This is a genomic window from Verticiella sediminum (assembly GCF_007558815.1).
Taxonomy (GTDB): Bacteria; Pseudomonadota; Gammaproteobacteria; order Burkholderiales; family Burkholderiaceae_B; genus Verticiella; species Verticiella sediminum.
In genome coordinates, this window is record NZ_VLTJ01000041.1 from 35,096 (window position 1) to 59,202 (window position 24,107).

Consider the following 24,107-nt stretch of genomic DNA (forward strand, 5'->3'; position numbering starts at 1 on the left):
GGCGAGGTGGCGGGTTCAGCTCGCGCTCATGCCGGCGTCGATGGTTTCGCGGATGGCCTCGCGCGAAAGCGTGGGCGCGATGAGTTCGAGAAAGGTGAGGATGTAGTCGCGCAGGAAGACGCCCGATTTCACCGCCACGCGCGTGGTGTGGGTGCCGAACAGCCTGCCCATGGGGATGCCGACCAGCCCGCGGTCGCGGCGCGGATCGTAGGCCACGCCGGCGATGATGCCCACGCCCATGCCCATTTCGACGTAGGTCTTGATGACATCGGCGTCGATGGCCTCGAGCACGATGTCCGGGTGGATGTTGTTCTCGCTGAACACCTGGTCGATGGCGGTACGGCCGCTGAAGGCGCGCTCGTAGGTGACCAGCGGATACTGCGCGAGTTCGGCCAGCGTGAGCTTCTTGGCGGCGCCGGAGGTGAGCTGGGCGATGGGATGATCGGGCGTGACGATCAGCACGTGTTCCCAGCTATAGCACGGCAGGCTGATGAGGCCGGGCGTGAGGGCCAGCGATTCGGTGGCCACGGCGAGATCGGCCTGCTCGTGCAGCACCATCTCCGCGAGCTGCGCCGGGCTGCCCTGCACCAGCGACAGGTGCACCTTGGGAAAGCGCTGGCGAAACTCGGGGATGACCTTGGGCAGCGCGTAGCGGGCCTGCGTGTGCGTGCAAGCGATGGTGAGGCCGCCCTCGTCGCGGCGCGCGAACTCGTCGCTCACCTTCTTGAGGTTGTCGACCTCGCCCATGATGCGGTCCACCACCTGGGCCACCATCTGGCCCGGGCGCGTCAGGCCCTTCAGCCGCTTGCCATGGCGCTCGAAGATGCGCACGCCCAGCTCGTCCTCGAGCTCGATGATGGCTTTGGACACGCCCGGCTGCGAGGTGTGCAGCACGCGCGCGGCCTCGGTGAGATTGAAGTCCCGGCGCACGGTTTCGCGCACGAACTTGAATTGTTGCAGATTCATGCTGCCAATTCTAAGCTATAAGGATTCGCCTCCTATATAACTTTAGAAAATAAGCATAGCGTCGGCCGACGCAGTGGGACAGCAGCCGGCGCCCGGCCCCGGCCGGGACGCGAAAGGCGCATCAAGCCCGCGGCTTGCGCGGCATCCTGACCACGAGCTTGCGGCGCAGCAGCCACAGGCCGAACAGCGCGACGACGACGTGCAGCGGTATGAAACCCAGCACGAAGGGAATGTTGCCCGCCGCCACCCAGGACCGCAGCAGGTTGAGCACGTTGAGATAGAGCATGGCGATCAGGCCCGCCATCAGCAGGTCGCCCGAGCGGCCCAGCCGGGGGTTCACCGCGCCCAGCGGCAGCGCGATGAGCGCCAGATTGAGCACGACCAGCGGCAGCGACAGGCGCCAGAGCATTTCGCCCGCGGCACGCGCGTCGCCGTCCTTGAGCAGCAGCGACGTGGGGCGGGCCTTGACGATGCTCTCGGCCTCGGCGCGCGCGGCAGCCGCCGCGTCGGTGTCGTCGTTGCGCTCCAGGCGTACGCCGTAGCGCTCGAAGTGCACCAGTTGGGTCTCCAGCGAGCCCGGCTGCACGTCGTAGCGCTGCCCCTGATCGAGCACGAGGAAACGGTCGCCGTTGTCCATGACCTGCACGCGTGCGCCGTTGGAGGTCACCACGCTGATGCGCCCGCGCTCTTCGTTGAGTTCGCGCACGAACACGCCGCCCAGTTCGTCGTTGGGATCTTCGGGCGCCTCGGCGACGAACACCCGCGAGCCGCCGCTGGTCTCGCCGAACTGGCCGACGATCACCCGCGACAGATCCGAGCGCTGCTCGAAGCGCACGCGGTACTCGCCGATCTGGCGATAGGCCCACGGCGCGACCAGCAGCGTGAGCAAGGCCACGCAAACCACTGCCGGCACGGCAAAGCGCAGCACCGGGCGCACCCAGCTCGCCAGGCTCAGGCCGCTGGCGAACCAGACGACCATCTCGGACTCGCGGTAGCTGCGCCCGACCGCCGTGAGAATGGCGATGAACACCGCCACCGTGATGACGGTGGGCAAGGCAGTGATGGTGGAGAAGGCGGCCAGCCCGAGCACCACGTCGGCGCCGATACTGCCGGCGGCCGCGTCGCCCAGCAGGCGCACGAGGAGCACGCTGAGCCAGACGACGACCAGGGTCGAGAAGACCACGCCGGCGTGGCTCGAGAGCTCGCCAACGACGGAGCGTTGAAACAGTGACATAATCGGGAACGATGGCCGGTACGGCCGCGCTGGCCGCGGCTGACGGCGGTTAGACGCTCATCCACCCATTGGCTAGCTCAGGGATTTTCATGGAATTTAGCACACAGAATCTGGCTCCCGAAAAAATCAAGACCGCCGTCCTGGCGGTGGGTGTCTATACAGGTGGCCAGCTCACCCCCGCGGCCCAGGCCATCGACGCCGCGAGCCAAGGTGCTGTGCGCGCCGTTCTCGACGGCGAGTTCAAGGCAGGCCGCGGCAGCGTCCTGGTGCTGCGCCAGCTCGCCGGGGTGGCCGCCGCGCGCGTGCTGCTGGTCGGCCTGGGCAAGGCCGACGAACTCACGCCGCGCCACTACGCCGCCTTGCTTGCGGCGAGCAGCGCCAGGCTGGCGAGCTTCGGCAACAAGGATGCCGCCACTGCCCTGGCCGAAGTCGAGGTGCCCAACCTCTCGCTGCAGCAGCGCGCCGCGCAGGTGGCCATCGCCGCGGTGTGCGCCGCCTATCGCTACGAGACCACCTTCGGCAAGCGCGACCAGGACGGCGTTGCCCTCGCCAAGGTCGCGGTGCTTGCCAGCCGCGCCACCGCCACGCAGATCCAGGCCGGGCTGGCCGAGGGGCGCGCCATCGGCAACGGCATGAACGCCGCCCGCGAACTGGGCAACCTGCCCGGCAACGTATGCACGCCCACCTACCTGGGCGAAGCCGCCCGCAAGGCCGGCGCCGACAACGGCTTCAAGGTCGAAGTGCTGGAGCGCAAGCAGATCGAAGCGCTCAAGATGGGCGCGTTCCTGTCGGTGGCCAAGGGTTCGGACGAACCGCCGCGCTTCATCGTGATGCGCTACGAAGGCGCCAAGCCGGCCGGCAAGCGCGCCAAGGGCGCCGCGGCCGAAGCCGCCGCGCCGTACGTCCTGGTCGGCAAGGGCGTCACCTTCGATTCGGGCGGTATCTCGATCAAGCCGGCCGCCACCATGGACGAAATGAAGTTCGACATGTGCGGCGCCGCCAGCGTGGTCGGTGCGCTCACCGCGGTGGCGCAGCTCAAGCTGCCGATCAACGTGGTGGGCCTGATCCCGGCCACCGAGAACCTGCCGAGCGGACGCGCGAACAAGCCCGGTGACGTGGTCACCAGCATGTCGGGCCAGACCATCGAAGTGCTCAACACCGACGCCGAAGGCCGCCTGCTGCTGTGCGACGCCCTCACCTATGCGGAGCGTTTCGCACCGGCCTCGGTGATCGACATCGCCACGCTCACGGGCGCTTGCGTGGTCGCGCTGGGCCACGTCAACACGGGCCTTTTCAGCACCGACGACGGCCTGGCCGACGAACTGCTGGCGGCCTCGCGCGCGGCGGTGGACCCGACCTGGCGCATGCCGATCGAGGACGAGTACCAGCCGCAGTTGAAGTCCCCGTTCGCCGACATCGCCAACATCGGCGGGCCGCCCGCGGGCGCGGTCACGGCGGCCTGCTTCCTGTCGCGCTTCACCAGGAAGTACAAGTGGGCGCACCTGGACATCGCCGGCACCGCGTGGAAGGGCGGCAAGGAGAAGGGTGCGACGGGCCGTCCCGTGCCCCTGCTGGTCAACTATCTCCTCGCACAGACGGGCAAGGCCGGCAAGAAGGCGTAGGCGCGACACGCCGGAGGCCACCATTGCCATGACGAAGGGGCCGCCAAGGCCCTTTCGTCGTTGTGCGGGCGAAGCTGCCGGCGGCCACCGGCTGCCGCCGGCATGCCGTCTTCAGGCCACGGCCTGCGACGCCGGCACCCCGCCCTCGCGCCGGGCCGCTGCAGCCCGGACGGCATCCTGCAGAGCCGCCGGCACGTCGGTCCAGGCCAGGGTCTTGAGACCGCCCGGCGGCGCCTCCCAGCGCCGTTCGGCGACGAGCCGCGCGGCGGCTGCGCGCACCGCCTGCGCGCCGGCGTCGGGGCGATCCTCGCATGGTGTCGTGCCAGCCGGCTCGTCGACGGTGAGAACGTCCGGGTCCATGGCCACCAGCGTGGCGGCCAGCGCTTGCGCGTGCGCCGCGCCCAGATGCAGATGGATGCGCGTGGCGCTGTCCGCCCCGCAAGCGACGATGCGAAACGCATCGACGGCCGATGCCAGGTATGCCGCCCGCGCTTCGCGCTGCCACGGCAGGCCCTGGTACAGGCCGGGCTCTTCGAGCTGGATCACGGCAATGCCCGCCTGCGCCAGATCCCGCACCTCGTCGCGCAACGCCAGCGCCAGTTGCCGGCAAAGCTGTGCACGCGGCAGGTCGTCACGCACGAAGGCGCGCTGCAACAGCGTGAGCGGCCCGGTCAGGGCGCCCTTGACCGGGCGCGCGGTGAGAGACTGCGCGTAGCGCGTCCAGCCCACGGTCATGGGTGCGGCGCGCACCACGTCGCCGAAGAGAATGGGCGGTTTCACGCAGTGCGAGCCGCGGCTCTGCACCCAGCCGTTCCGGGTGAAGGCAAAGCCGGCGAGCAGCTCGCCGAAATACTCCACCATGTCGTTGCGCTCGGCCTCGCCGTGCGCCAGCACGTCCAGCCCGGCGTCTTCCTGGCCGCGCACGGCGCGCTCGATCTCGGCGCGCACGATCCTGCCGTAGGCGGTGTCGGTCAGCTCGCCGGCCTTCCAGTCGCGCCGCGCACGGCGCAGCGCGCCGCTCTGCGGAAAAGCGCCGACCGCGGTGGCCGGCGCGGGCGGCAACGGCAGGCGTGCCTGCTGCGCGTGCAGCCGCTGGGCGCGGGGTGGACGCGGGTGTGCCGGCTCGGCATGCGTCCCGCCCGGCAGCGACGCACGGTGCACACGGGCCGAAGTGCGCCGGCTTTCCACCGCGGCGCGGGCCGCCGCCAGCGCTGCGTGCACGTCCTGCCCGGCGAGGCCCCGGCCGAGCACGGCCAGCTCTTCGAGACGCTGGCGCGCGAAGGCGAGCCAACGCTTCAGTTCGGCGTCGAGCGCGTCCTCCTGCGCCAAGTCCATCGGCAGGTGCAGCAGCGAGCACGAAGGTGCCAGCCAGAGGCGCTCGCCACGCGCCCGGGCGAGCGGGCGCAGACGCTCGAGCACGGGCGCCAGGTCGGTGCGCCAGACGTTGGCGCCGTCGACGCAACCGGCCGACAACACCCGGTCTGGCGGCCAGGCGGCATGCGCCGCTTCCAGTTGCCCGGGCGCCTGGACGGCATCGATGTGCAGGCCGGCGACCGGCAAGGCGCAGGCGAGCGCGAGGTTGTCTCCCAGGCTGCCGGGCCCGGCGGCGAGCAGCAGCTTGACCGGCGCGTCGAGCAACTGACCGTAGACGCCGCGAAAGGCGTCGCGCCAGACGGATGGCAGCGCCAGCGCCAGGATCGGTTCATCGAGCTGGACCCAGTCCACGCCCAAAGCGGCCAGCCGAGCCAGCACCGTTGCGTACACCGGCAGCAGCGTGGGCAGCAGCGCGAGCTTGGCGGAATCGTCGGCAGCGCCGTACGCTTCGCCTGCGCCCAGCCACAGCCAGCTCAGCGGGCCCGGGATGACCGGCTTGACCGCATGGCCGAGCGCCAGCGCCTCGGCCACCTGATCGAACAGGCCCTCATAGGCCAGGCGAAAGCGCAGGCCCGGCTGCAACTCGGGGACGACGTAGTGATAGTTGGTGGCGAACCAGGCCCGGCTGGCGCAGGCCGCGGCGGGGGCGCCGGTGGGCGCACGGCCGCGGGCCATGCGGAACAGCGTGTCCAGCGTCACCGGGGCGGCGGCGTCCGCACCGAAGCGGGCCGGCACCGCGCCCACCGTCGCGGACCACTCCAGTACCTGGTCGTACCAGGCGAAATCGCCGACCGGCACGCGATCCAGCCCGGCCTCGCGCTGCAACTGCCAGTGGCGCGCGCGCAGCGCGCGGCCGGTGGCCTGCAGCGCCTGCACCGTGGTTTCGCCAGCCCAGTAGGCTTCGAGGGCGGTCTTGAGTTCACGGCGTGCGCCCAGGCGCGGAAAGCCGAGGTTGTGCAATAGGGTCATGCGCGGTTCCGAACGGATAGGCGCCGGCGGCGGCGCAGAACCGGGGCATTATGGGTTCGGCACGCCATGAGGCAAAATCAATCTTTGCATCATCAATATGAGCGTTGCTCATGATAGAAATCCGCCACCTGGAGACGCTGCAGGCCGTGCGCGAAGCCGGCACGCTCAGCGATGCCGCCGACCGCCTGCACGTGACGCAATCCGCGCTGTCGCACCAGTTGCGCGAACTGGAGGAACGCCTCGGCACCAAGCTGCTCAACCGGCGCACGCGCCCGTTGCGCTTCACCACCGCCGGGCTGCGCGTGCTGGCCCTCGCCGACGAGGTGCTGCCCCGCGTGCAAACCACCGAACGCGAACTTCGCCGCCTGGCCGCCGGCCGCGTCGGCCGCCTGCACATGGCGATCGAGTGCCACTCGTGCTTCGAATGGCTCATGCCCGCGCTCGACGCGTTTCGCCAGGCGTGGCCGGAAGTGGCACTGGACCTGTCGGCCGCATTCTCCTTCGCGCCCTTGCCCGCGCTCGTGCGCGCAGACCTGGACCTGGTCATCACTTCCGACCCGATACCGCTCGAAGCCGTGCGCTACGTCCCCTTGTTCCGCTACGAACTCGTGCTGGCCGTGGCCACGCGCAGCGCGCTGGCGCGACGCAAGACGATCGATCCGGCCCAGCTCGCCGGGCAGACGCTCATCACCTACCCCGTGGAGCGTACACGCCTCGATGTGTTCACCGCCTTCCTGGACCCGGCCGACGTCGAGCCAGCCGCCGTGCGCACGGCCGAACTCACGCCCATGATCGTGCAGTTGGTAGCCAGCGGACGCGGTGTGGCTGCGCTGCCGAACTGGGCGCTCACGGAATACGTGGAACGGGGGATGGTGGAATCGTGCCGGCTCGGACGTACCGGCGTGTGGCGCACCCTGTATGCGGCGATCCGCGTGGAGGATGGCGAGGCGCCCTATGTGCAGGACTTTCTGCGCGTCGCGCGCGACGTCTCGTTTCGCACCCTGCGCGGTATCCGCGCGCGGGCCGAGGCCGAGACGGCCTGAGGCGCCGGGCGGATGCGGCGGCTGGCCGCATCCGTCTACCCGGGTTCAGCTTGCCGGCTGCTCGGCGCCGGGCAGGGCATCCGCCGCGGGCTTGGTCGCACCCGGCGTGGTCACGAAGCCCAGGCCCTTGACGCCGGCACGGGTGGCATCACCCATGATCTCGGCCAGCAACTCGTAGCGCGTATTGCGGTCGGCGCGCAGGCGCAGGTCGGGCTGCGGCTGACGCGTGGCGATCTCGCGCAGGCGGGCCGGCAGCTCGTCCTTCGCGACCGGCTGCTCGTTCCAGAAGATCTGCCCGCTCTCGTCGACCGCCAGGTCGATGATTTCGGGATCTTCCTTGACCTGCTGGCTCGTCACCTGCGGCAGGTCGATCACGATCGAGTGCGACAGCAGGGGCGCGGTGATCATGAAGATCACCAACAGCACCAGCATCACGTCGATCAGCGGCACCATGTTGATTTCGGCCTGAGGCTGGCCGCTGCCACCCCCGCTGTTCAGTCCGCCGAATGCCATGTGGATGTTCCTCGCGTGATATGGGGACGCTGCGCTGCGTCAGTTGCGGAGCGAGCGCACGCGCCCTTCGTTGGCCACCTGGCGACCGGTCGTCAGCACAGCGAAGAGGTCGTAGGCGAAAGCATCGAGCTGCGACAGCATGACGCGGTTTCGTCGCACGAAGGCATTGAAGCCGAGCACCGCCGGGATCGCCACGGCCAGGCCCAGGCCGGTCATGATGAGGGCCTCGCCCACCGGGCCGGCGATGCGGTCGATGGTGGCGCCACCGCCCATGCCGATCCCGACCAGGGCGTGATACACGCCCCACACCGTGCCGAACAGGCCCACGAAAGGCGCGGTCGAGCCCACCGAGGCGAGCACGGTGAGGCCGTTCTCGACCTTGGCGGTCTCCTCGTCGATGACCTTGCGCATGGTACGCATCACGAAGTCGCTCTCGCTGCCGGCTTCCTCGAGCTTGGCCGCGCCGAACTTGGCGTGGTGGTCGCGGGCGTGGATGGCGTGGATGGCCAGGTGCGAGAACGGGTCGCGCGCGCCGTGGGCCACGATCTCGTTCTCGACGGCCGCCAGCGAGGACGACTGCCAGAACTTGTCGAGGAAGGTACGCGAACGGCGCTTCACGGCCATGTTCGAGAAGCCTTTGACCACGATCAGGTACCAGCTCGCGATCGACATCACGATCAGGATCACGAACAGCGACTTGCCAACGATGTCGCTCTGCTCGATGAAGTGCATGAAGCCCATGCCATCGGTGGGCTGGGGCGCCTGGGTCATGGGCACGGCCGACTGGTTGAGTGCCTGCGCCTCGGCGGCCGGATCGGGCAGCCCGTCCTGCCCGCCGCTGCTCGGCAGGGAGATGCCGGCGTCCGGCGCGGCCGAGGGGGACGGCGCCTCCTGGGCGGGAGAGATGCCGGCGTCCGGCGCGGCTGAGGGAGACGGCGCCTCTTGGACGGCGTTGCTGATCGGTTCGGACATGTCTTTATCTCAACTTGAAGTCGTAAGGAATATCGGCCATGGCAGCGTACGCAACGCCGTTTTCGGTATAGGGGCGAAAGCGCGTCTGCTGAGCGGCGGCCAGCGCAGCCTGGTCCAGGCGATCGAAACCCGACGAACGCTGCACCACCGCGCGGTCGACCGTGCCTCTGACGTTGATCGTCACGCGCACGACCACGCGGCCCTCTTCCCGCATGCGGCGGGCGGCCCGCGGGTAATCCGGCGTCGGACGCTCGCCGAGGTAGTCCACCGTGCCCACCAAGCGCGGCGTATCGGCCCGCGGCGCTTGCGGCAGATCGGGCGCGGCCGAACGCTGCTGCGCTGCATCCGGGGTACCGGCGGGCGGCATCGGGCTGGGCGGCGCGGGCTGTGGCGCGGGCGGCTGCGGCCTCGGCGGTTGTGGCCGGGGTGGCTGCGGCTTCGGTTGCGGCTTGGGCTCGGGCGGCTTGGGCTTGGGCTTGGGCGGCGGCTCCGGTGGCGGCGGAGGCGGCGGCTCAGGTATGGGCTCAGGCGGTGGCGGCTCGGGCTCGGGCGGCGGCTCGGGGGGCGGCGGCTCCGGCGGCGTTTCCGGCGGTGGCGGTTCCACCACGGGCTCGGGCGCCGGCGGGGCGGGCTCGGGCGCGGGTGGCGCCTGCACCTGCTGGATCTCGGGGGCGATCTCGACGAAGCGGATCTGCACGACTTGCGGCTCGTCGATGAGCATCGGCTCGGGCCTGGCCATCATCAACGCAGCAATCACACCACCGTGCACAGCAAGCACGGCCGCGGCGGCGGCCGCCCGCGTGCCGGCGGACGTATGGGAACCCCAGGTTTTGGATACGGTCATGAATACAGCCAGACCGACGGACGACGCCGCGGCGCGGGAGATGGAACGATGGATCGCATGGCGCGACCGATGGCACGGGCCTGCGGCGTGGCGCCCGCGCATCGGCGACCGATGCGAAAAACGATCCGCGGAGAATAACATGAATAGGAATTATTCGCAGTGAGCCGCGCTATGCGAAAAGCCTGACATCCGTCCCCCGCCGACCCGCCGGCGGTCGGCAAACGCATGCGCCTCGACCCGCGGTCATGGCGCACATGCGCGCCGCCCCGCACAGCACCCCGCTTCCCGTTTAGAATGCGACGCATCATGCATCAGCCCGCCAGCCCCCCCGCCTACTTCCCCGCGCCGCGCACGCAGCGCTACTGCTCGCAGTGCGGGTCGCTGCTGACGCGCCGCATTCCGCCCGACGACACGCGCGTGCGCGATGTCTGCGACAACTGCGGCGCGATCCACTACCAGAATCCGCGGCTGGTGGTCGGCACGGTGCCCGTCTGGGAAGACCGCGTGCTGCTGTGCAAGCGCGCCATCGAACCGCGGCTGGGCTATTGGACCCTGCCCGCCGGCTTCATGGAGCTGGGCGAAACCACCTCGTTGGGTGCGCAGCGCGAAACGCTCGAGGAAGCGGGCCTGCAGACCGAACCCGGCGCGCTCTTCAGCATGATCGACGTGCCGCAGGCCGACCAGGTGCACTGCTTCTTCCTGACGCAGGTAGTGGACGGCGCCTTCGCGCCCGGCCCCGAGACGCTGGAAGCGCGCTGGGCGCTCGAAGAGGAAGTCCCCTGGGACGACATCGCTTTTCGCACCGTGTCGATCACCCTGGAGCGCTTCTTCGCCGACCGGCGCGCCGGCAGTTTCGGCGTGCACTATCTCTCGCTGCCTCCCCGTCGCGCCTGACGCCGTGGCGCTGACGCTGCTCGGCCCCGACACCCCCTTCCCGCCGCCCGAACTCGCCCTCGACGACCCGGCGGGCCTGCTGGCGGTGGGCGGCGACCTGAGCCTGGCGCGCCTGGAGCAAGCGTATCGGCACGGGATCTTTCCCTGGTTCTCGCCCGGCCAGCCGATTCTCTGGTGGAGCCCCGATCCGCGCATGGTGCTGCGCACCGACGCCATGGCGCTGTCGCATTCGCTGCGCAAGAAGCTCTCGCGCATAGCGCGCGGCCGGCTGCCGATCCAGGTGCGCATGGACACCGACTGCCGCGCGGTGATGCGCGCCTGCGCGGCGCCGCGCCAGGGGCAGCCCGGCACCTGGATCGTCCCTGCCATGCAGCACGCCTATCTCCAGTGGCACCGGGCCGGTTTCGTTCACTCCATCGAAACCTACCTGGACGGCGAGCTCGTGGGCGGCCTGTACGGCGTGGGCATCGGCCGCATGTTCTTCGGCGAATCCATGTTCACGCGCGTGAGCGACGCCTCGAAGATCGCGCTCGCCTGCCTCGTGCGCTGGCTGGCGCGCCACGGCGTGGGCCTGATCGATTGCCAGCAGGAGACCGCACACCTGGCGAGCCTGGGTGCGCGCCCGATCGCGCGCAGCGACTTCCTGGCCCATGTGCGCCAGGCGGCGGCGCAGCCGCCACCGCCGTGGGCGCCCGGCACGCTGCGCCCCGACGGCGGCTGGCACCCGCTGGTATCATGGACTTCGCCATGACGCACCTGCAAGCCCTCCCGTTCTCGGTCGTGCAGTTCTATGCGACAGCTCCCTACCCGTGCAGCTACCTGCCCGGCAGGCAGGCGCGCTCGCAGGTCGCCACCCCCAGCCATCTGGTCAACGCGGACGCCTACACGGCGCTGGTCGCCGCGGGCTTTCGACGCAGCGGCACCTTCACCTACCGCCCGTATTGCGATGGCTGCCGCGCCTGCGTGCCGGTGCGCATCCCGGTCGAGCTGTTCGATCCCAGCCGCACGCAGCGCAAGACGTGGCGGCGCCACCAGGACCTGCGTCCGCTGGTCGCGCGCCTGGCCTGGTCGGCCGAACACTATGCGCTATACCAGCGCTACCAGGCGGCGCGGCATCCGGGCGGGGGCATGGACCAGGACAACCGCGAACAGTACGCGCAGTTCCTCCTCGCCACCCACGTGAACACGCGGCTGGTCGAGTTCCGCGACGCCGAGCGGCGCCTGGTGATGGTCTCCATCATCGACGTGCTGAACGATGCCCTGTCGTCGGTCTACACGTTCTACGAGCCGGACATGCCGGGCAGCCTGGGCACCTGGAACATCCTCTGGCAGATCGAGCAGTGCCGCCAGCTCGGCCTACCGTGGCTCTACCTGGGGTACTGGATCGCGCAAAGCCCCAAGATGGCGTATAAGACGGCGTTTCGCCCGATCCAGGCGCTGCAGGACGGCGCCTGGCGCGAACTCGTGCCCGATACGCCCTGATTTCCCCCTGATTCCGAGACCGATGATCTTCAATGCCTATCCGCTGGCCCGAGCGGCGCTGTTCGCGCTGGATGCCGAAACCGCCCACGAACTCACGCTGAAGAACCTGCAGCGCGCCCATCGCCTGGGGCTGACCCGCTGCGCGGGCCCGGTGCCGCTCGCCCCCAGGACCGTGATGGGCTTGCGCCTGCGCAACCCGGTCGGCCTGGCGGCCGGCCTGGACAAGAACGGCGAATTCATCGACGCCCTGGGCACCCTGGGCTTCGGCTTCATGGAAGTGGGCACGGTCACGCCGCGCGCGCAATCCGGCAACCCCAAGCCGCGCATGTTCCGCCTGCCCGAGGCCGGCGCCCTCATCAACCGGCTGGGTTTCAACAACCACGGCCTGGACGCCTTCATCGCCAACGTGCGCAAGAGCGACTTTCGGCGCCAAGGCGGCGTGCTGGGGCTGAACATCGGCAAGAATGCCGATACCCCCATCGAGCAGGCCGCCGACGACTACATCGCATGCATGCGCGGCGTGTACCCGCATGCGGACTACATCACGGTGAACATTTCGTCGCCCAACACCAAGAACCTGCGCGCACTGCAGGCCGGCGACGAGCTGGAGCAGTTGCTCGGCCGGCTGCGCGACACGCGGCTGGCGCTTGCCGACGAGCATGGCCGCCACGTGCCGCTGCTGGTGAAGATCGCGCCCGACCTGGACGACGAGCAGATCGACGTCATCGCCGATACCCTGCCGCGCCTGGGAGTGGAGGGCGTGATCGCGACCAACACGACGCTCTCGCGCGAAGCCGTGACCAACCTGCCGCACGGCCAGGAGGCGGGGGGGCTGTCGGGCCGGCCCGTGCACGAGAAGTCCCTGCGCGTGATTGGCCGGCTGCGCGAGCGCAGCGGCACGGCGCTCGCGATCATCGGGGTGGGCGGCATCTTCTCGGGCGACGACGCCAAGGCCAAGATCGCGGCCGGCGCCGACGCCGTGCAACTCTACACCGGCCTCATCTACCACGGCCCCGCCCTCGTGCGCGAATGCGTGCGCGCGCTGCAGCGCTGAGCGCGCAATGACGGGCAGGCGCGGCCTGCGCTCCGGCCAGAAAACGAGAAAGGCCCCGTCTTCGACGGGGCCTTTCATTGCGCTAGCCGGTGGTGCCGCTTTGGCGTCACCGGCTGGTCAGCGTACCGGGCGCGAGCCTCAGGCAGTGCGGCGCGTGCGGTTGGCTGGCGCCGGCTTGGCGGCCTCGGCCACTTCGAACGTGGCGTTGGCCGCAGCGTTGATATTGGACTCGGTGACTTCGGCAGCCTGCTTGGCCGCCTTGGAGAACGAGTCGTAGGCGGAGGTGGCAGTGGCCAGCGAGGACTTCATGAGCGCAACCGCGCTCTCGGAACCCGCGGGCGCCATCTTGGAGAACTGCTCGACAGCGTCGGCGAAGTGCTTCTGGCCTTCGGCCATCTGGGTTTCGGCCAGCTTGGCGATCTCGGTCTGCACGCCGGACACGATGTCGTAGACGTGCTTGCTGTAGGCCATCAACTTGTCGGCGCTGGGCTGGGCCAGCGAGCTGGCGTAGGCGAAGGCCTGCTGGGTATCTTCCAGCGACATCATCTCTTGCGCTTTCTGCGCGGATTCGTCGAACGACGCCTTGGCCACGCGCAGGTTCAGGTCGACCAATTTCTCGAAACCGCTGAAGGCGGCCGTTTGAATGGCGAGTAGGGTGTCGAGCGACGCTTTTTGGTTGGCCAGGATTTGCGGTGGGACGGCGGACATACGTGGTCTCCTCGTTGAGGGATGCTACGTTGAATGTGGTCGCCCACTACGGCTCGGGCGATGGCTGGCGGCGCATGCGGCGCGACTGCACGGTATTTTTGCTGCACTGCACAAGGCTCATTCTACCAACGCTCGCCACAATGTCAACATGGGAATGAACATTGCCGTGCGAGTGCGCGCAGGCCTCTCGTGATTGCGACGCAGCATGACGGCGCGGGTTTCCGGCTCGACCGTTGTCCCGATCCCATGGTTCCGGGTCGACGCACCCAGGGAGTTGTTGCATTCAGATGCAAAGTAGGCAGGCTTCGTGACGTTTCCCTGCCCGGTACAGGGTATTCCCGCTATTCAGCCGCGCAGCGACTCCTGATACTTCCATCACTGACAGCTTGCTTTCAGCATCGCACCCGATGGAAGGACGTCGGCGCACCACCCGGCGCCGCCGTCGCGATGAAAACCGCCTACAAGGAGTTGGCAATGCGTTTGAAGTCCTACCTGGCAGCCGGCATCTTCGGTCTCGCCGGTCTGAGCACCTTCGCCGCGCACGCGGCAGAGTATCCCGCCCGGCCGATCAACATGGTCGTCCCCTTCGCTGCGGGCGGCCCGACCGACAGCGTGGCGCGAGCCCTGGCCGAGGCGATGCGCCCCGCCCTGGACCAGACCGTGATCATCGAGAACAAGGGCGGCGCCGGCGGCACGCTCGGCACGTCCTACGTCGCGCGCGCCAATCCCGACGGCTATACCGTGCTGCTGATGCACATCGGCTTCTCCACCGCGCCATCGCTCTACAAGAACCCCGGGTACAAGGTCGAGGATCTCGAGCCGATCGGCCTGGTCGTCGACGTGCCGATGACCATCATCGCGCGTTCGGACTTCCCGCCCAACAACATCCAGGAGTATGTCGAGTACGTGCGCGCCAACAAGGACAAGGTCTCGCTGGCCAACGCCGGCGTGGGCGCGGCCTCGCATCTGTGCGGCACCATGCTGATGAGCGCGCTCGGGCTCGATCTGCTCACCGTGCCGTACGGCGGCACGGCGCCCGCCATGAAGGATCTGCTCGGCAAGCAGGTCGATACGCTGTGCGACCAGACCACCAACACCACCGCGCAGATCACCGGCAAGACGGTCAAGGCCTACGCCGTGACCAGCCTGGAGCGCGTGCCCACCCTGCCCGATCTGCCTACCATGGACGAATCGGGCTACAAGGGCTTCCAGGTCGGTATCTGGCATGGTTTCTGGGCGCCCAAGGGCACGCCCCAGCCGGTCCTGGACAAGCTGCAATCCGCGCTGCAGACGGCCATGAAATCCGAGAGCTTCCAGAAGCGGATGACCGAGCTCGGCGCGCGGGTGATGGTCGATGACGCCAATCCGCAGGCCCTGACCACCCTGGTGCAGCAGCAAGTGCCGCAATGGGAGAAGCTATTCAAGGACGCAGGGGTCGAACCGCAGTAAGCCGCGGCTGAACACCGGATCCTTGCCCGCATGACACCGAGGCCGCCCCGTGGGGCGGCCTCGGTGCTTTGCCGGCCGCGGGGCCGACGCTGCGGCCTACTCGCCGTGATAACCGAGCGCGTGCGAGATGTCGCTCGCGGTCTCGATGAGATCGTCGAGCCAGGCGTCCTCGAGCCGGCTCGCGGGGGCCGACAGCGACAGCCCTGCCACCAGCCTCCCGGATTCGTCGCGTATGCCCGCGGCGATGCAGCGCACGCCCAATTCCAGTTCTTCGTTGTCGCGCGCATAGCCGTGCCGCCGCACCAGGCCCAGGTCGCGCTCGAGCAGGACCAGGTCGGTCAGGCTGTTGCGGGTATTGCCGGCCAGCCCGGTGCGCACCGCATAGGCGCGAACCTGGCGGTCGTCGGCGGCGGCGAGAAAAAGCTTGCCGGTGGACGTCAGGTGCAGGGGCGCGCGGCCCCCGATGGCGCGCACCACCTGCATGCCCGAACGCTCGCTGTAGGCGCGGTCGATGTAGACGATCTCGTCGCCCTGGCGCACCGACAGGTTCACCGTCTGCCCCGTGCGTTCGTGCAACTGGCGCATGTGCTCGAGCGCCACCTCGCGCACATCGAGCCGCGTCTTGACCAGATGGCCCAGCTCGAGCAGGCGCATGCCCAGGCTGTAGCTGCCGTTGTCGGTACGCTCGATGAGCCTGCCGGTGGCCAGATCGTTGAGGATACGGTGCGCGGTGGACGGATGCAGATCCGTCGCGAGTGCGAGTTCTTTCAGGGTGACGGGGCCGGAGCGATCGGCCAACGCATCCAGGAGACGCATGGCCCGATCCAGTACCTGGATCGCGACCCGGGGCTGTGGGGCGCTGACTTCGGGCAATCCGGTGGCTAGAGCACGGTGGCTGGACATGGTTCTCATACCTGCGAATGGCGCACAGTGTAGCGCCAGGCCACGGTCGAAGCGACTTTCTTGCCACGACTCCTGCGCCGCGCTGCAGGCATCACACGGAGAACTCGGCGCCCAGGCGGGCAGCCTGTTCGCGCAGGTACTGCAGCGCCTCGGCGGCCTGGACCGGATCGCCCTTCACGCCGAGCTCGATGTGCGCACGGCCGCCCGAGCCCATGCTCGGCAGGCTGAAGCTGCGCACCCCCCAGCGCTGCTCGACCTCGCGCAGTGCCGGCGTGATGCGCGACTCGGGCAGACCGTAGACCACGAAGCTGTGCTCCACCCGCGGCGTCTTGTGATGCAGGGCCACATAGCGGGTGTCCAGCGTGGCCTCGATCATCGGCCAGGCCATCACCGGAAAACCGGGGGCGAACGTATGGTCGCGAATCCAGAAGCCGGGGATGCGGTTGTAGGTGTTGGCGACGATCTCGCTGCCTTCGGGAAACTCGCCCATCAGCAGGCGCTGGCGGTTCTCCGGCGTGCTCATGTCGGCCGAACCCTGACCCTGGGCGGCCATGTCGGCGCAGCGCGCCGCGATCAGCGCCTCGGCCTCCGGATGCAGCACGAGCGGCAAGCCGAGCGCGGCCGCGACCGCCTGGCGCGTCTTGTCGTCCGGGGTGGCGCCGATTCCGCCGCAGGAGAACACGATGTCGCCGGAGGCGAAGCTGCGCTCGTAGGTCTGCACCAGCAGGTCCTCGTCGTCGCCGACGATCTGCGCCCAGGCGAGTTGCAGGCCACGGGCGCCGAGCAGTTGGATCACCTTGGCCACGTGCTGGTCCTGGCGCCGTCCGGAAAGGATCTCGTCGCCGACGACGATGACCCCGATACGCCTGTCTTTCGCATTGCTCTGCATGATGTCACATCCTGGGCAATTGCCGGCCGGCGGGCCCGGCCACCGGCGCGATGGGCGCAGCGGTCAGGTCCACGATGGGCGGCGGCTGGTCGCGCTCGCGCAGACGCCGCAGCGCGTCCAGGGCGAAGTGCGCAAAGAACAGCGAGGAGAACACGGGCAGAAAGAACCACGCCGGCGGCAGCAGGCTCAACAGCGCGCAGATCAGGCCCATGATCCAGAATTCGGCATTGTGGCGCGCAAGCAGCTCGCGCCGCTCCTCGCGCGTGGCGAAATCGGCCGTGGCGTCCAGGCGCAGCATGCGGGTGAAAGCGAAGCTCCACCACAGCACGGGCAGGACCACGGCCAGCGGCGGCAGCAACCACAGCGGCATGGTGAAGAGCCAGCCCACGCAGAAGATGCTGACGACCCAGATCGCGTTCCAGGTGCTCGCCACCAGCGCCAGTTCGCCGCGCTTGGCCACGTCGGCATAGGGGCCGAGCTTGAGATGGCGCAGCACCAACGGCATGACGAACACCGCTGCGATGGCCACGCCCAGGATCCCCGAGGCCGGCAGCAGGATCGCCGCAGCGAGCAGGGGCGCGAGCCACAGCTTCAGCGAGATGAGGCCGACGGCGACCAGCCAGGAGTCGACCTGCTGCACCATCGGCCATTCGAAGACCGTCGTGCCCAGCCAGGCCACGACCGCGTCCCAGAACAGCCAGACGAGCGCGATCGAGCCCAACAGCACAACGAGGAAAGGCAGCAGCAGCGCGAACAGCATGCGCGGGTGCATCTGCGAAACCACAGCGCGCGAGAACGCCCGCGTGACGGCGCCGACACGGCTCGCCGGGGTGGGGGAATGATTCGACATGGACGCAGTTTACTCCGGGGCAGACGGCCCGATGATGCTGGCGCGGCGGTGGCGGCGGCGGCGGCGGGGCGCGCGCCGCCGATGCCCGCCGCAGCGGCGACGCTCTACAATGCCGGCTCGGTCCTTTGCGTTCTGTCCATGTACCTGCCCGGCCAACCCGATCTCGCCTCCCGCCTGCGCCAGCCCGACGTGCTGCTCGTCGCCTGCCTGTGCGCGCAATGGTGCGGTACCTGCCGCGAGTACCAGGACAAGTTCGGCGAGCTCGCCACGCGCCTGCCGCGGGCCACCTTCGTCTGGGTGGACATCGAGGACGAGCCCGACCTGCTGGGCGACGAGGACATCGAGAACTTCCCCACCCTGCTCGTGCAGGATGCAAGCGGCGTGCGCTTCTACGGCACCATGCTGCCGCACATCGGCCACCTGGAGAAGCTGCTCGCCAGCGTGGCGGCCGACCCCGGCGCACACGCGAGCGGGCCGGACCTGCTCGCCGCGTTGCGCGAAGACTGAGCGAGCGGCACGCTCGGTACACCGACGGCCCTTGCACCGTACGACCGCCCCCGCCGTGCCGGTGCGACGCACCGCCCCGCAAGTTTTCCCCATCCGCAGTGGACAACCCTTTGGGCAAGTGTGTACAGACTGTGGAAAGCCAGTATCCATGCGGGTTTGCGGCGGGTGCACAAAAATCAGGCAGCCCGGCGCGCCGACAGTGGACCAAGGCGGCGGCGGCCTTGAGCAAGCGGGCGTCCCGGCTGTCGAACACCCGCCCCTGCAACCCCTGCCCGGTTCGGCCGGCCCCCAAAGCAACGGGCCCCTGTCTTGTATAGACAGGGGCCCGTTGATGTCCGGCGGGGCTGCTCGCGGCCCTTCGGCAATGGTGTTGCCCGGATGGACGGCCGAGACGGCCGGCCATCCGGCGCGCCGCCTTACTCGGCCGGCGTGACCGGTGCGCTCGCGCCCGTCTGGGCCTCGAGGCCGCCGATGGCCTTGATCGACAGGCGCAGGCGGCCCTTGTCGTCGGCTTCGATGACCTTGACGCGCACGACCTGGCCGACCTTCAGCACATCGTTGATGTTCGCGATGCGATAGTTCGCGATCTCGGAGATGTGCAAGAGGCCGTCGCGGCCCGGCAGCACCTGGACGATGGCGCCGAAATCCAGCAGACGCAGCACGCTGCCTTCGTACACCTGGCCGACTTCGACGTCGGCGGTGAGATCGGCGATGCGGCGTTCGGCCTCGCGCGCCTTGTCCAGGTCGGCGCTGGAGATGATGATCGTGCCATCGTCCGAGATGTCGATCATGGTGCCGGTTTCCTCGGTCAGCGCACGGATGGTGGCACCGCCCTTGCCGATCACGTCGCGGATCTTCTCGGGGTTGATCTTCATCGTCAGCATGCGCGGCGCGAACGCGGACAGCTCACCGCGCGAGGTGTCGATCGCGGCTTTCATCTTGTCCAGGATGTGCAGACGGCCTTCGCGGGCCTGGGCCAGCGCAACCTGCATGATTTCCTTGGTGATGCCCTGGATCTTGATGTCCATCTGCAGGGCCGTGATGCCGTTGACCGTACCAGCCACCTTGAAATCCATGTCGCCGAGGTGATCCTCGTCGCCCAGGATGTCGGTCAGCACGGCGAAGCGGCCACCGTCCTTGATGAGGCCCATGGCCACACCCGCGACGTGCTCCTTGATGGGCACGCCGGCGTCCATCATGGCCAGGCAGCCGCCGCACACCGAGGCCATCGACGACGAGCCGTTGGATTCGGTGATCTCGGACACCACGCGGATGGTGTACTGGAAATCCGCCGGCGCCGGCAGCAGCGGCACCAGGGCGCGCTTGGCCAGGCGGCCGTGGCCGACCTCGCGGCGCTTGGGCACGCCGATGCGGCCCGTCTCGCCGGTGGCGAACGGAGGCATGTTGTAGTGGAACAGGAAGCGGTCGCGATACTCGCCCATCAGCGCATCGATGATCTGCTCGTCCTGCTTGGTGCCCAGCGTGGCGATGACCAGGGCCTGGGTTTCGCCACGGGTGAACAGGGCCGAACCGTGGGTGCGCGGCAGCACGCCCAGGCGGATCTCGATCGGACGCACGGTGCGCGTATCGCGGCCGTCGATGCGCGGCTCGCCGTTCAGGATCTGGCCGCGCACGACCTCGGCTTCCAGGTCGAACAGGATGTTCTCGACGGCGACCGAATCCGGGGCGGCTTCGCCGCGGGCTTCGGCATCCGCGGCCAGGCGCTGCAGCACCTCGGCGGTGACTTCGCGCAGGCGCAGCGTGCGCTCCTGCTTGACGCGCAGTTGGTAGGCGCCCTTGATGCCTTGCTCGGCAGCGGCGCGCACGGCGGCGATCAGCGTCTCGTTGCGGGCAGCCGGCTGCCAGTTCCACTCGGGCTTGCCGCCCTCGCGCACCAGCTCATGGATGACGTCGATGACCTTCTGCATCTGCTCGTGGCCGTAGACCACGCCGCCGAGCATGATTTCCTCGGAGAGCTGATCGGCCTCGGACTCGACCATCAGCACGGCGGCTTCGGTGCCGGCGACGACCAGGTCCATCTTGGACGACTTGAGCTGGGTGGCGGTCGGGTTGAGCACGTACTGGCCGTCGACGTAGCCCACGCGGGCCGCGCCGATCGGGCCGTTGAACGGCAGCCCGGAGATGGCCAGCGCGGCGGACGCGCCGATCATGGCCGGGATGTCGGGATCGATCTCGGGGTTCACCGACAGCGTGTGGATGACCACATGCACGTCGTTGTAGAAGCCTTCCGGGAAGAGCGGACGCAGCGGACGGTCGATCAGGCGGGAAGTGAGGGTTTCCTTCTCGGAAGGCTTGCCTTCGCGCTTGAAGAAGCCGCCGGGGATGCGGCCGGCGGCGTAGGTCTTCTCGATGTAGTCGACCGTGAGGGGGAAGAAATCCTGGCCGGGCTTGGCTTTCTTGGAGCCCACGACGGTTGCCAGGACGACGGTATCTTCCACTGTCACGAGCACGGCGCCGGAGGCCTGCCGTGCGATCTCGCCGGTTTCCAGCGTGACGGTGTGCTCACCGTACTGGAACGTTTTGGTCACTTTGTTGAACATGGCGATATTCCTTGCATAAAAAAACCGTGGCCGTGGCGATCAGATCGCCACGACCACGGTTGCGTTCGACAAGGCCGAACGGCGGATCACTTGCGCAGGCCGAGCTTTTCGATCAGCGAGCGGTAAGCGTCGGCGTTGCGACCCTTCAGATAGTCGAGCAGCTTGCGACGGCGGCTCACCATGCGCAGCAGACCACGGCGCGAGTGGTGATCCTTCTTGTGTTCCTTGAAGTGCTCGGTGAGCTCATTGATGCGCGCGGTGAGCAGCGCAACCTGAACTTCGGGCGAACCGGTGTCGCCTTGGGCACGTTGAAATTGCCCAACGATTTCAGCCTTCTTGATGTCGGCTACGGACATGTTCCTCTCCAGACGTGCGGCAGGGCCGAGGCGCCCAGCCGTGTAGGTGCAAAAAAAACGGAAGGCAGAGCCATCCACGAGCAGCGCAACATGCGCCCCCCGCCGCGGGAATCAAGCTTGCTGGCCGGAAGAGGCCACACGGGCCTGCCGGCGATACACCGACAAGCCCGATCCGATTTCCCGATGCGGGGGTTTGTGCTGGCCTGCGTCTAGCCTCAGACGGCCGTCGAGCCTCGTACAGCAGCCGAGCTAACGGCAGTCGACCCGAAACGGCACCAGCAGCAAAATCCTGATGGCAGATGCGCCAATATCGAACGCACGAGCCAGACCCGGCATTCTACCCTAAAATCGGTCCGCATTCGGCCAACGCTGTATGTGTGCCCTGCAGGAGCGTATCCATGACCCATCACCGCCCTCTTTCCTTCGCCTCGTGCGCGCTTGCGGCCGCGGCTGTTCTGGCAGGCTGTACCACACTGGAGCAGCGCCTGCCGCCCGGCACCGCCACGGACGCGGTGGTGGCCGCCATGGGCAAGCCCAGCCTGAGCTGCCCGCTGCCCGACGGCGGCCAGCGCCTGGTGTGGTCCGGGCAGCCGTTTCGCCAGGCTTCCTGGGCCGCCGATGCCGGGCCGGACGGCCGCACCACCGGCGTACAGCAGGTGCTGACGGACGCGGGTTTCGCGCAGTTGCGTACGGGCGAGTGGAACCGCGACCGCGTGCGGTGCACCTTCGGCCCGCCGGCGCAGATCGGCGCAGTCGGATCCTTCGGACATCCCCAGGAGGTGTGGTCCTACGCCTACAAGCAGGACACGGTCTGGAACTCGCTCATGCACGTGCATTTCGACGACGCCGGCTACGTCACGCGCGTCTACCCCGGGCCGGACCCGGCCTACGACCCGGATCGCGGCATGTTCGGCGCGCTCTGAGAACCGGCGCGCAGCCCGTACGAAAGCGAGGGCGCCATGGGCGCCCTCGCTGCGTTTTCGGCCCCGGGGCCGGGTCTGGCCGCCGGGAAGTATCAGGCCGTCGGCGGCGCCGGCGGCTCGCGCCGCGTACGCAGCTTGCGCGCACGCTGCCAGCGCGCGGCGAGCAGGACCCAGCCGGAGAGCCCGTAGATCACGAAAAGGCCGAACAACACCATGGGCGGGTTGGTCGACACGAACACGAACACCAGCACCATGACCAGGATCACCCAGAACGGCACGCTGCGCCCGAGGGTGAAGGTCTTGCCGCTGTAGAACGGCGCGTTGGACACCATGGTGAGCCCCGCATAGACCGTGACGACGAAGGCCACGCCGGGCAGCCAGGCGTCCGAGATGTGCATGCGGTTGTCGGCGGCCAGCCAGACGAAGCCCGCCACCAGCGCGGCGGCCGACGGGCTGGGCAGGCCCTGGAAGAAACGCTTGTCGACGACACCGATGTTGGTATTGAAACGCGCCAGGCGCAACGCGGCGCAGGCCACGTAGACGAATGCCGCCAGCCAGCCCCAGCGGCCCAGCGTGTTGAGGATCCAGACGTACATCACCAACGCCGGCGCCACCCCGAAGGCGATCATGTCGGACAGCGAGTCGTACTGCTCGCCGAAGGCCGACTGGGTGTTGGTCAGGCGCGCCACGCGACCGTCCATGCCGTCGAGCACCATCGCGACGAAGATCGCGATGGCGGCGGCCTCGAACTGGTTGTTCATGGCCTGCACGATGGCGTAGAACCCGGCGAACAGGGCCGCCGTCGTGAAGGCGTTGGGCAGCAGGTAGATGCCGCGGCGGCGGCGCTCTTGGGCGTCTTGATCAATCATGCGCGGCCAGGGCTTGCGTGGATGGAGCATGGAAGCGAGCAGGCATCATGCCTGCGCCGTCGCGGCTGCCGCACCGGCGTAGGCGCGCGGCAGGTCGGCCAGGATGGTGGAGGTGGCGCTCACCTTGTCGCCGATCGCCACGCGGGGCACGCTGCCCGGCGGCAGGTACACATCGACCCGCGAGCCGAAGCGGATGAAGCCGTAGCGCTGGCCGCGCGCGACCGCGTCGCCGGGCTGCACGTAGCAGAGGATGCGCCGCGCGACCAGCCCGGCGACCTGCACGCAGGTGACCCGCTCGCCCGAGGCGGTGTCGATGACCAGCGCGTTGCGCTCGTTCTCCAGGGAAGCCTTGTCCAGGTCGGCATTGACGAACTTGCCGGGGAAGTACTCCAGGTGCGTGATGCGCCCGTCGACCGGGATCCGGTTGGAGTGCACGTTGAAGACGTTCATGAACACGCTGATCTTCACCGCTTCGCGCTTTGCGTAGGGGTCGTGGGTGGTCTCGACCGACACGATCCGCCCGTCGGCCGGCGCGAGCACCGCGTCGGGCGGCTGCGGCACGTGGCGCGGCGGATCGCGGAAGAACTGGATCACGAAGACCGCGGCCAGCCAGAAGATCAGCGACCACGCCCCGAAAAGGATCGTCGCAACGAGCGCCACGACGAGAACTATGGCGATATGAGGCCAGCCTTCGCGGGCGAGGATCGGGTGCGGGTAGTTGGGCTTTTGCATGGGCGGGTGCGGAATTAAACGCTATCATTGTACGATTGAGACGAGCGCGCAGGCTGCTTTCTGCGCCCGATCGTGCGATCCGCCCGCGCCAGGGTGCCCTTGCCAGGGGCGCGACCCCGGGCAAATCCCTAGCCGGCAGACCTCCACTCTTGCTTACTTACGCCCCGCGCCGCCAAGGCCCGGGGCCCCCGATACACCATGCGCCTATTGCTTGCCCTGCTGCTGCCCTGGCTGCAGTTCTTCACCATCGGCCGCCCCTTCGCGGGCATCATCTGCCTGATCCTGCAGATCACCCTGATCGGCTGGATTCCGGCGGCGATCTGGTCCGTCTACGCCCTGAGCCAGTACAAGACCGACCAGAAGATCGATCGCGCCCTGGGCGGCCGTTCCTGA

The 24,107-nt window shown here is 68.6% G+C and carries 24 protein-coding genes; 10 read left to right on the forward strand and 14 right to left on the reverse strand.

Going from position 1 to position 24,107, the window contains the following annotated elements; genetic code table 11:
• Window positions 1-15: 15 nt before the first annotated feature.
• Together FOZ76_RS23780 and lptF are read right to left on the reverse strand one after the other, a co-directional pair.
• Window positions 16-966, reverse strand: a complete 951-nt coding sequence (locus FOZ76_RS23780) for a CysB family HTH-type transcriptional regulator (protein ID WP_143950784.1) — start codon at window positions 964-966, stop codon at window positions 16-18.
• Window positions 967-1,087: 121 nt separating this feature from the next.
• Window positions 1,088-2,200, reverse strand: coding sequence for an LPS export ABC transporter permease LptF (gene lptF, locus FOZ76_RS23785; protein WP_143950785.1), 1,113 nt, complete (start codon window positions 2,198-2,200; stop codon window positions 1,088-1,090).
• An 89-nt stretch (window positions 2,201-2,289) separates the two neighbouring features.
• Between lptF and FOZ76_RS23790 the strand changes: the two genes are divergently transcribed.
• Complete coding sequence (locus FOZ76_RS23790; RefSeq protein WP_143950786.1) at window positions 2,290-3,822, forward strand: leucyl aminopeptidase; 1,533 nt, start codon at window positions 2,290-2,292, stop codon at window positions 3,820-3,822.
• A gap of 111 nt (window positions 3,823-3,933) precedes the next feature.
• On the opposite strand, the gene metE is transcribed toward FOZ76_RS23790, so the two are convergent.
• Entirely contained in the window at window positions 3,934-6,165 is a 2,232-nt protein-coding gene (gene metE / locus FOZ76_RS23795; protein WP_143950787.1) for a 5-methyltetrahydropteroyltriglutamate--homocysteine S-methyltransferase, read from the reverse strand.
• A gap of 110 nt (window positions 6,166-6,275) precedes the next feature.
• On the opposite strand from metE, the gene FOZ76_RS23800 reads away from it, so the two are divergent.
• On the forward strand, window positions 6,276-7,208 hold the full coding sequence (locus FOZ76_RS23800) for a LysR family transcriptional regulator (protein WP_143950788.1): 933 nt from the start codon (window positions 6,276-6,278) through the stop codon (window positions 7,206-7,208).
• Window positions 7,209-7,253: 45 nt separating this feature from the next.
• Here FOZ76_RS23800 and FOZ76_RS23805 read toward each other — a convergent pair whose 3' ends face one another.
• The 3 genes from FOZ76_RS23805 to FOZ76_RS23815 are packed head-to-tail and all read right to left on the reverse strand — an operon-like array spanning window position 7,254 to window position 9,537.
• Entirely contained in the window at window positions 7,254-7,721 is a 468-nt protein-coding gene (locus FOZ76_RS23805) for an ExbD/TolR family protein (RefSeq protein WP_143950789.1), read from the reverse strand.
• Between the two features lie 39 nt (window positions 7,722-7,760).
• Entirely contained in the window at window positions 7,761-8,693 is a 933-nt protein-coding gene (locus FOZ76_RS23810; protein ID WP_143950790.1) for a MotA/TolQ/ExbB proton channel family protein, read from the reverse strand.
• A gap of 4 nt (window positions 8,694-8,697) precedes the next feature.
• On the reverse strand, window positions 8,698-9,537 hold the full coding sequence (locus FOZ76_RS23815) for an energy transducer TonB (protein WP_143950791.1): 840 nt from the start codon (window positions 9,535-9,537) through the stop codon (window positions 8,698-8,700).
• A 306-nt stretch (window positions 9,538-9,843) separates the two neighbouring features.
• Between FOZ76_RS23815 and FOZ76_RS23820 the strand changes: the two genes are divergently transcribed.
• Genes FOZ76_RS23820 through FOZ76_RS23835 form a run of 4 tightly spaced genes read left to right on the forward strand, consistent with a single transcriptional unit; the run spans window position 9,844 to window position 12,967 of the window.
• A complete protein-coding gene (locus FOZ76_RS23820) occupies window positions 9,844-10,431 on the forward strand; it encodes an NUDIX hydrolase (RefSeq protein WP_143950792.1) in 588 nt (195 codons plus the stop codon).
• A 4-nt stretch (window positions 10,432-10,435) separates the two neighbouring features.
• Window positions 10,436-11,182 (forward strand): leucyl/phenylalanyl-tRNA--protein transferase, encoded by a 747-nt coding sequence (gene aat, locus FOZ76_RS23825; RefSeq protein ID WP_143950793.1) that lies wholly within the window; start codon window positions 10,436-10,438, stop codon window positions 11,180-11,182.
• Window positions 11,179-11,913, forward strand: coding sequence for an arginyltransferase (locus FOZ76_RS23830; protein ID WP_143950794.1), 735 nt, complete (start codon window positions 11,179-11,181; stop codon window positions 11,911-11,913). The genes aat and FOZ76_RS23830 overlap by 4 nt, the downstream gene beginning before the upstream one ends.
• A 22-nt stretch (window positions 11,914-11,935) precedes the next feature.
• A complete protein-coding gene (locus FOZ76_RS23835; RefSeq protein ID WP_143950795.1) occupies window positions 11,936-12,967 on the forward strand; it encodes a quinone-dependent dihydroorotate dehydrogenase in 1,032 nt (343 codons plus the stop codon).
• A 138-nt stretch (window positions 12,968-13,105) separates the two neighbouring features.
• Here the strand turns inward: FOZ76_RS23835 and phaP are convergent, their stop codons facing one another.
• Complete coding sequence (gene phaP / locus FOZ76_RS23840) at window positions 13,106-13,675, reverse strand: TIGR01841 family phasin (protein WP_143950796.1); 570 nt, start codon at window positions 13,673-13,675, stop codon at window positions 13,106-13,108.
• Between the two features lie 474 nt (window positions 13,676-14,149).
• Here phaP and FOZ76_RS23845 point away from each other — a divergent pair, with 474 nt between their 5' ends.
• Window positions 14,150-15,124: a tripartite tricarboxylate transporter substrate binding protein BugD gene (locus FOZ76_RS23845; RefSeq protein ID WP_143950797.1), complete on the forward strand. Its 975-nt coding sequence runs from the start codon at window positions 14,150-14,152 to the stop codon at window positions 15,122-15,124.
• A gap of 96 nt (window positions 15,125-15,220) precedes the next feature.
• Here FOZ76_RS23845 and FOZ76_RS23850 read toward each other — a convergent pair whose 3' ends face one another.
• The 3 genes from FOZ76_RS23850 to FOZ76_RS23860 form a co-directional block, all read right to left on the reverse strand.
• The gene (locus FOZ76_RS23850) at window positions 15,221-16,027 is read right to left on the reverse strand and encodes an IclR family transcriptional regulator (RefSeq protein ID WP_246129739.1); all 807 of its coding nucleotides are present in this window, start codon (window positions 16,025-16,027) and stop codon (window positions 15,221-15,223) included.
• Between the two features lie 91 nt (window positions 16,028-16,118).
• Window positions 16,119-16,916, reverse strand: coding sequence for a competence/damage-inducible protein A (locus tag FOZ76_RS23855; RefSeq protein WP_143950799.1), 798 nt, complete (start codon window positions 16,914-16,916; stop codon window positions 16,119-16,121).
• 4 nt (window positions 16,917-16,920) lie between these two features.
• Complete coding sequence (locus tag FOZ76_RS23860) at window positions 16,921-17,766, reverse strand: EI24 domain-containing protein (RefSeq protein WP_143950800.1); 846 nt, start codon at window positions 17,764-17,766, stop codon at window positions 16,921-16,923.
• 138 nt (window positions 17,767-17,904) lie between these two features.
• Here FOZ76_RS23860 and FOZ76_RS23865 point away from each other — a divergent pair, with 138 nt between their 5' ends.
• Window positions 17,905-18,273 (forward strand): thioredoxin family protein, encoded by a 369-nt coding sequence (locus FOZ76_RS23865; protein ID WP_143950871.1) that lies wholly within the window; start codon window positions 17,905-17,907, stop codon window positions 18,271-18,273.
• A gap of 416 nt (window positions 18,274-18,689) precedes the next feature.
• On the opposite strand, the gene pnp is transcribed toward FOZ76_RS23865, so the two are convergent.
• Complete coding sequence (gene pnp / locus FOZ76_RS23870) at window positions 18,690-20,834, reverse strand: polyribonucleotide nucleotidyltransferase (RefSeq protein ID WP_143950801.1); 2,145 nt, start codon at window positions 20,832-20,834, stop codon at window positions 18,690-18,692.
• Window positions 20,835-20,920: 86 nt separating this feature from the next.
• Window positions 20,921-21,190: a 30S ribosomal protein S15 gene (rpsO, locus tag FOZ76_RS23875; RefSeq protein ID WP_143950802.1), complete on the reverse strand. Its 270-nt coding sequence runs from the start codon at window positions 21,188-21,190 to the stop codon at window positions 20,921-20,923.
• Between the two features lie 398 nt (window positions 21,191-21,588).
• Between rpsO and FOZ76_RS23880 the strand changes: the two genes are divergently transcribed.
• On the forward strand, window positions 21,589-22,113 hold the full coding sequence (locus FOZ76_RS23880; protein ID WP_143950803.1) for an outer membrane protein assembly factor BamE: 525 nt from the start codon (window positions 21,589-21,591) through the stop codon (window positions 22,111-22,113).
• Between the two features lie 92 nt (window positions 22,114-22,205).
• Here FOZ76_RS23880 and pssA read toward each other — a convergent pair whose 3' ends face one another.
• On the reverse strand, window positions 22,206-22,982 hold the full coding sequence (pssA, locus tag FOZ76_RS23885) for a CDP-diacylglycerol--serine O-phosphatidyltransferase (protein WP_143950804.1): 777 nt from the start codon (window positions 22,980-22,982) through the stop codon (window positions 22,206-22,208).
• A 45-nt stretch (window positions 22,983-23,027) separates the two neighbouring features.
• Entirely contained in the window at window positions 23,028-23,714 is a 687-nt protein-coding gene (locus tag FOZ76_RS23890; protein ID WP_143950805.1) for a phosphatidylserine decarboxylase, read from the reverse strand.
• A gap of 198 nt (window positions 23,715-23,912) precedes the next feature.
• Here FOZ76_RS23890 and FOZ76_RS23895 point away from each other — a divergent pair, with 198 nt between their 5' ends.
• On the forward strand, window positions 23,913-24,107 hold the full coding sequence (locus FOZ76_RS23895) for a YqaE/Pmp3 family membrane protein (protein ID WP_143950806.1): 195 nt from the start codon (window positions 23,913-23,915) through the stop codon (window positions 24,105-24,107).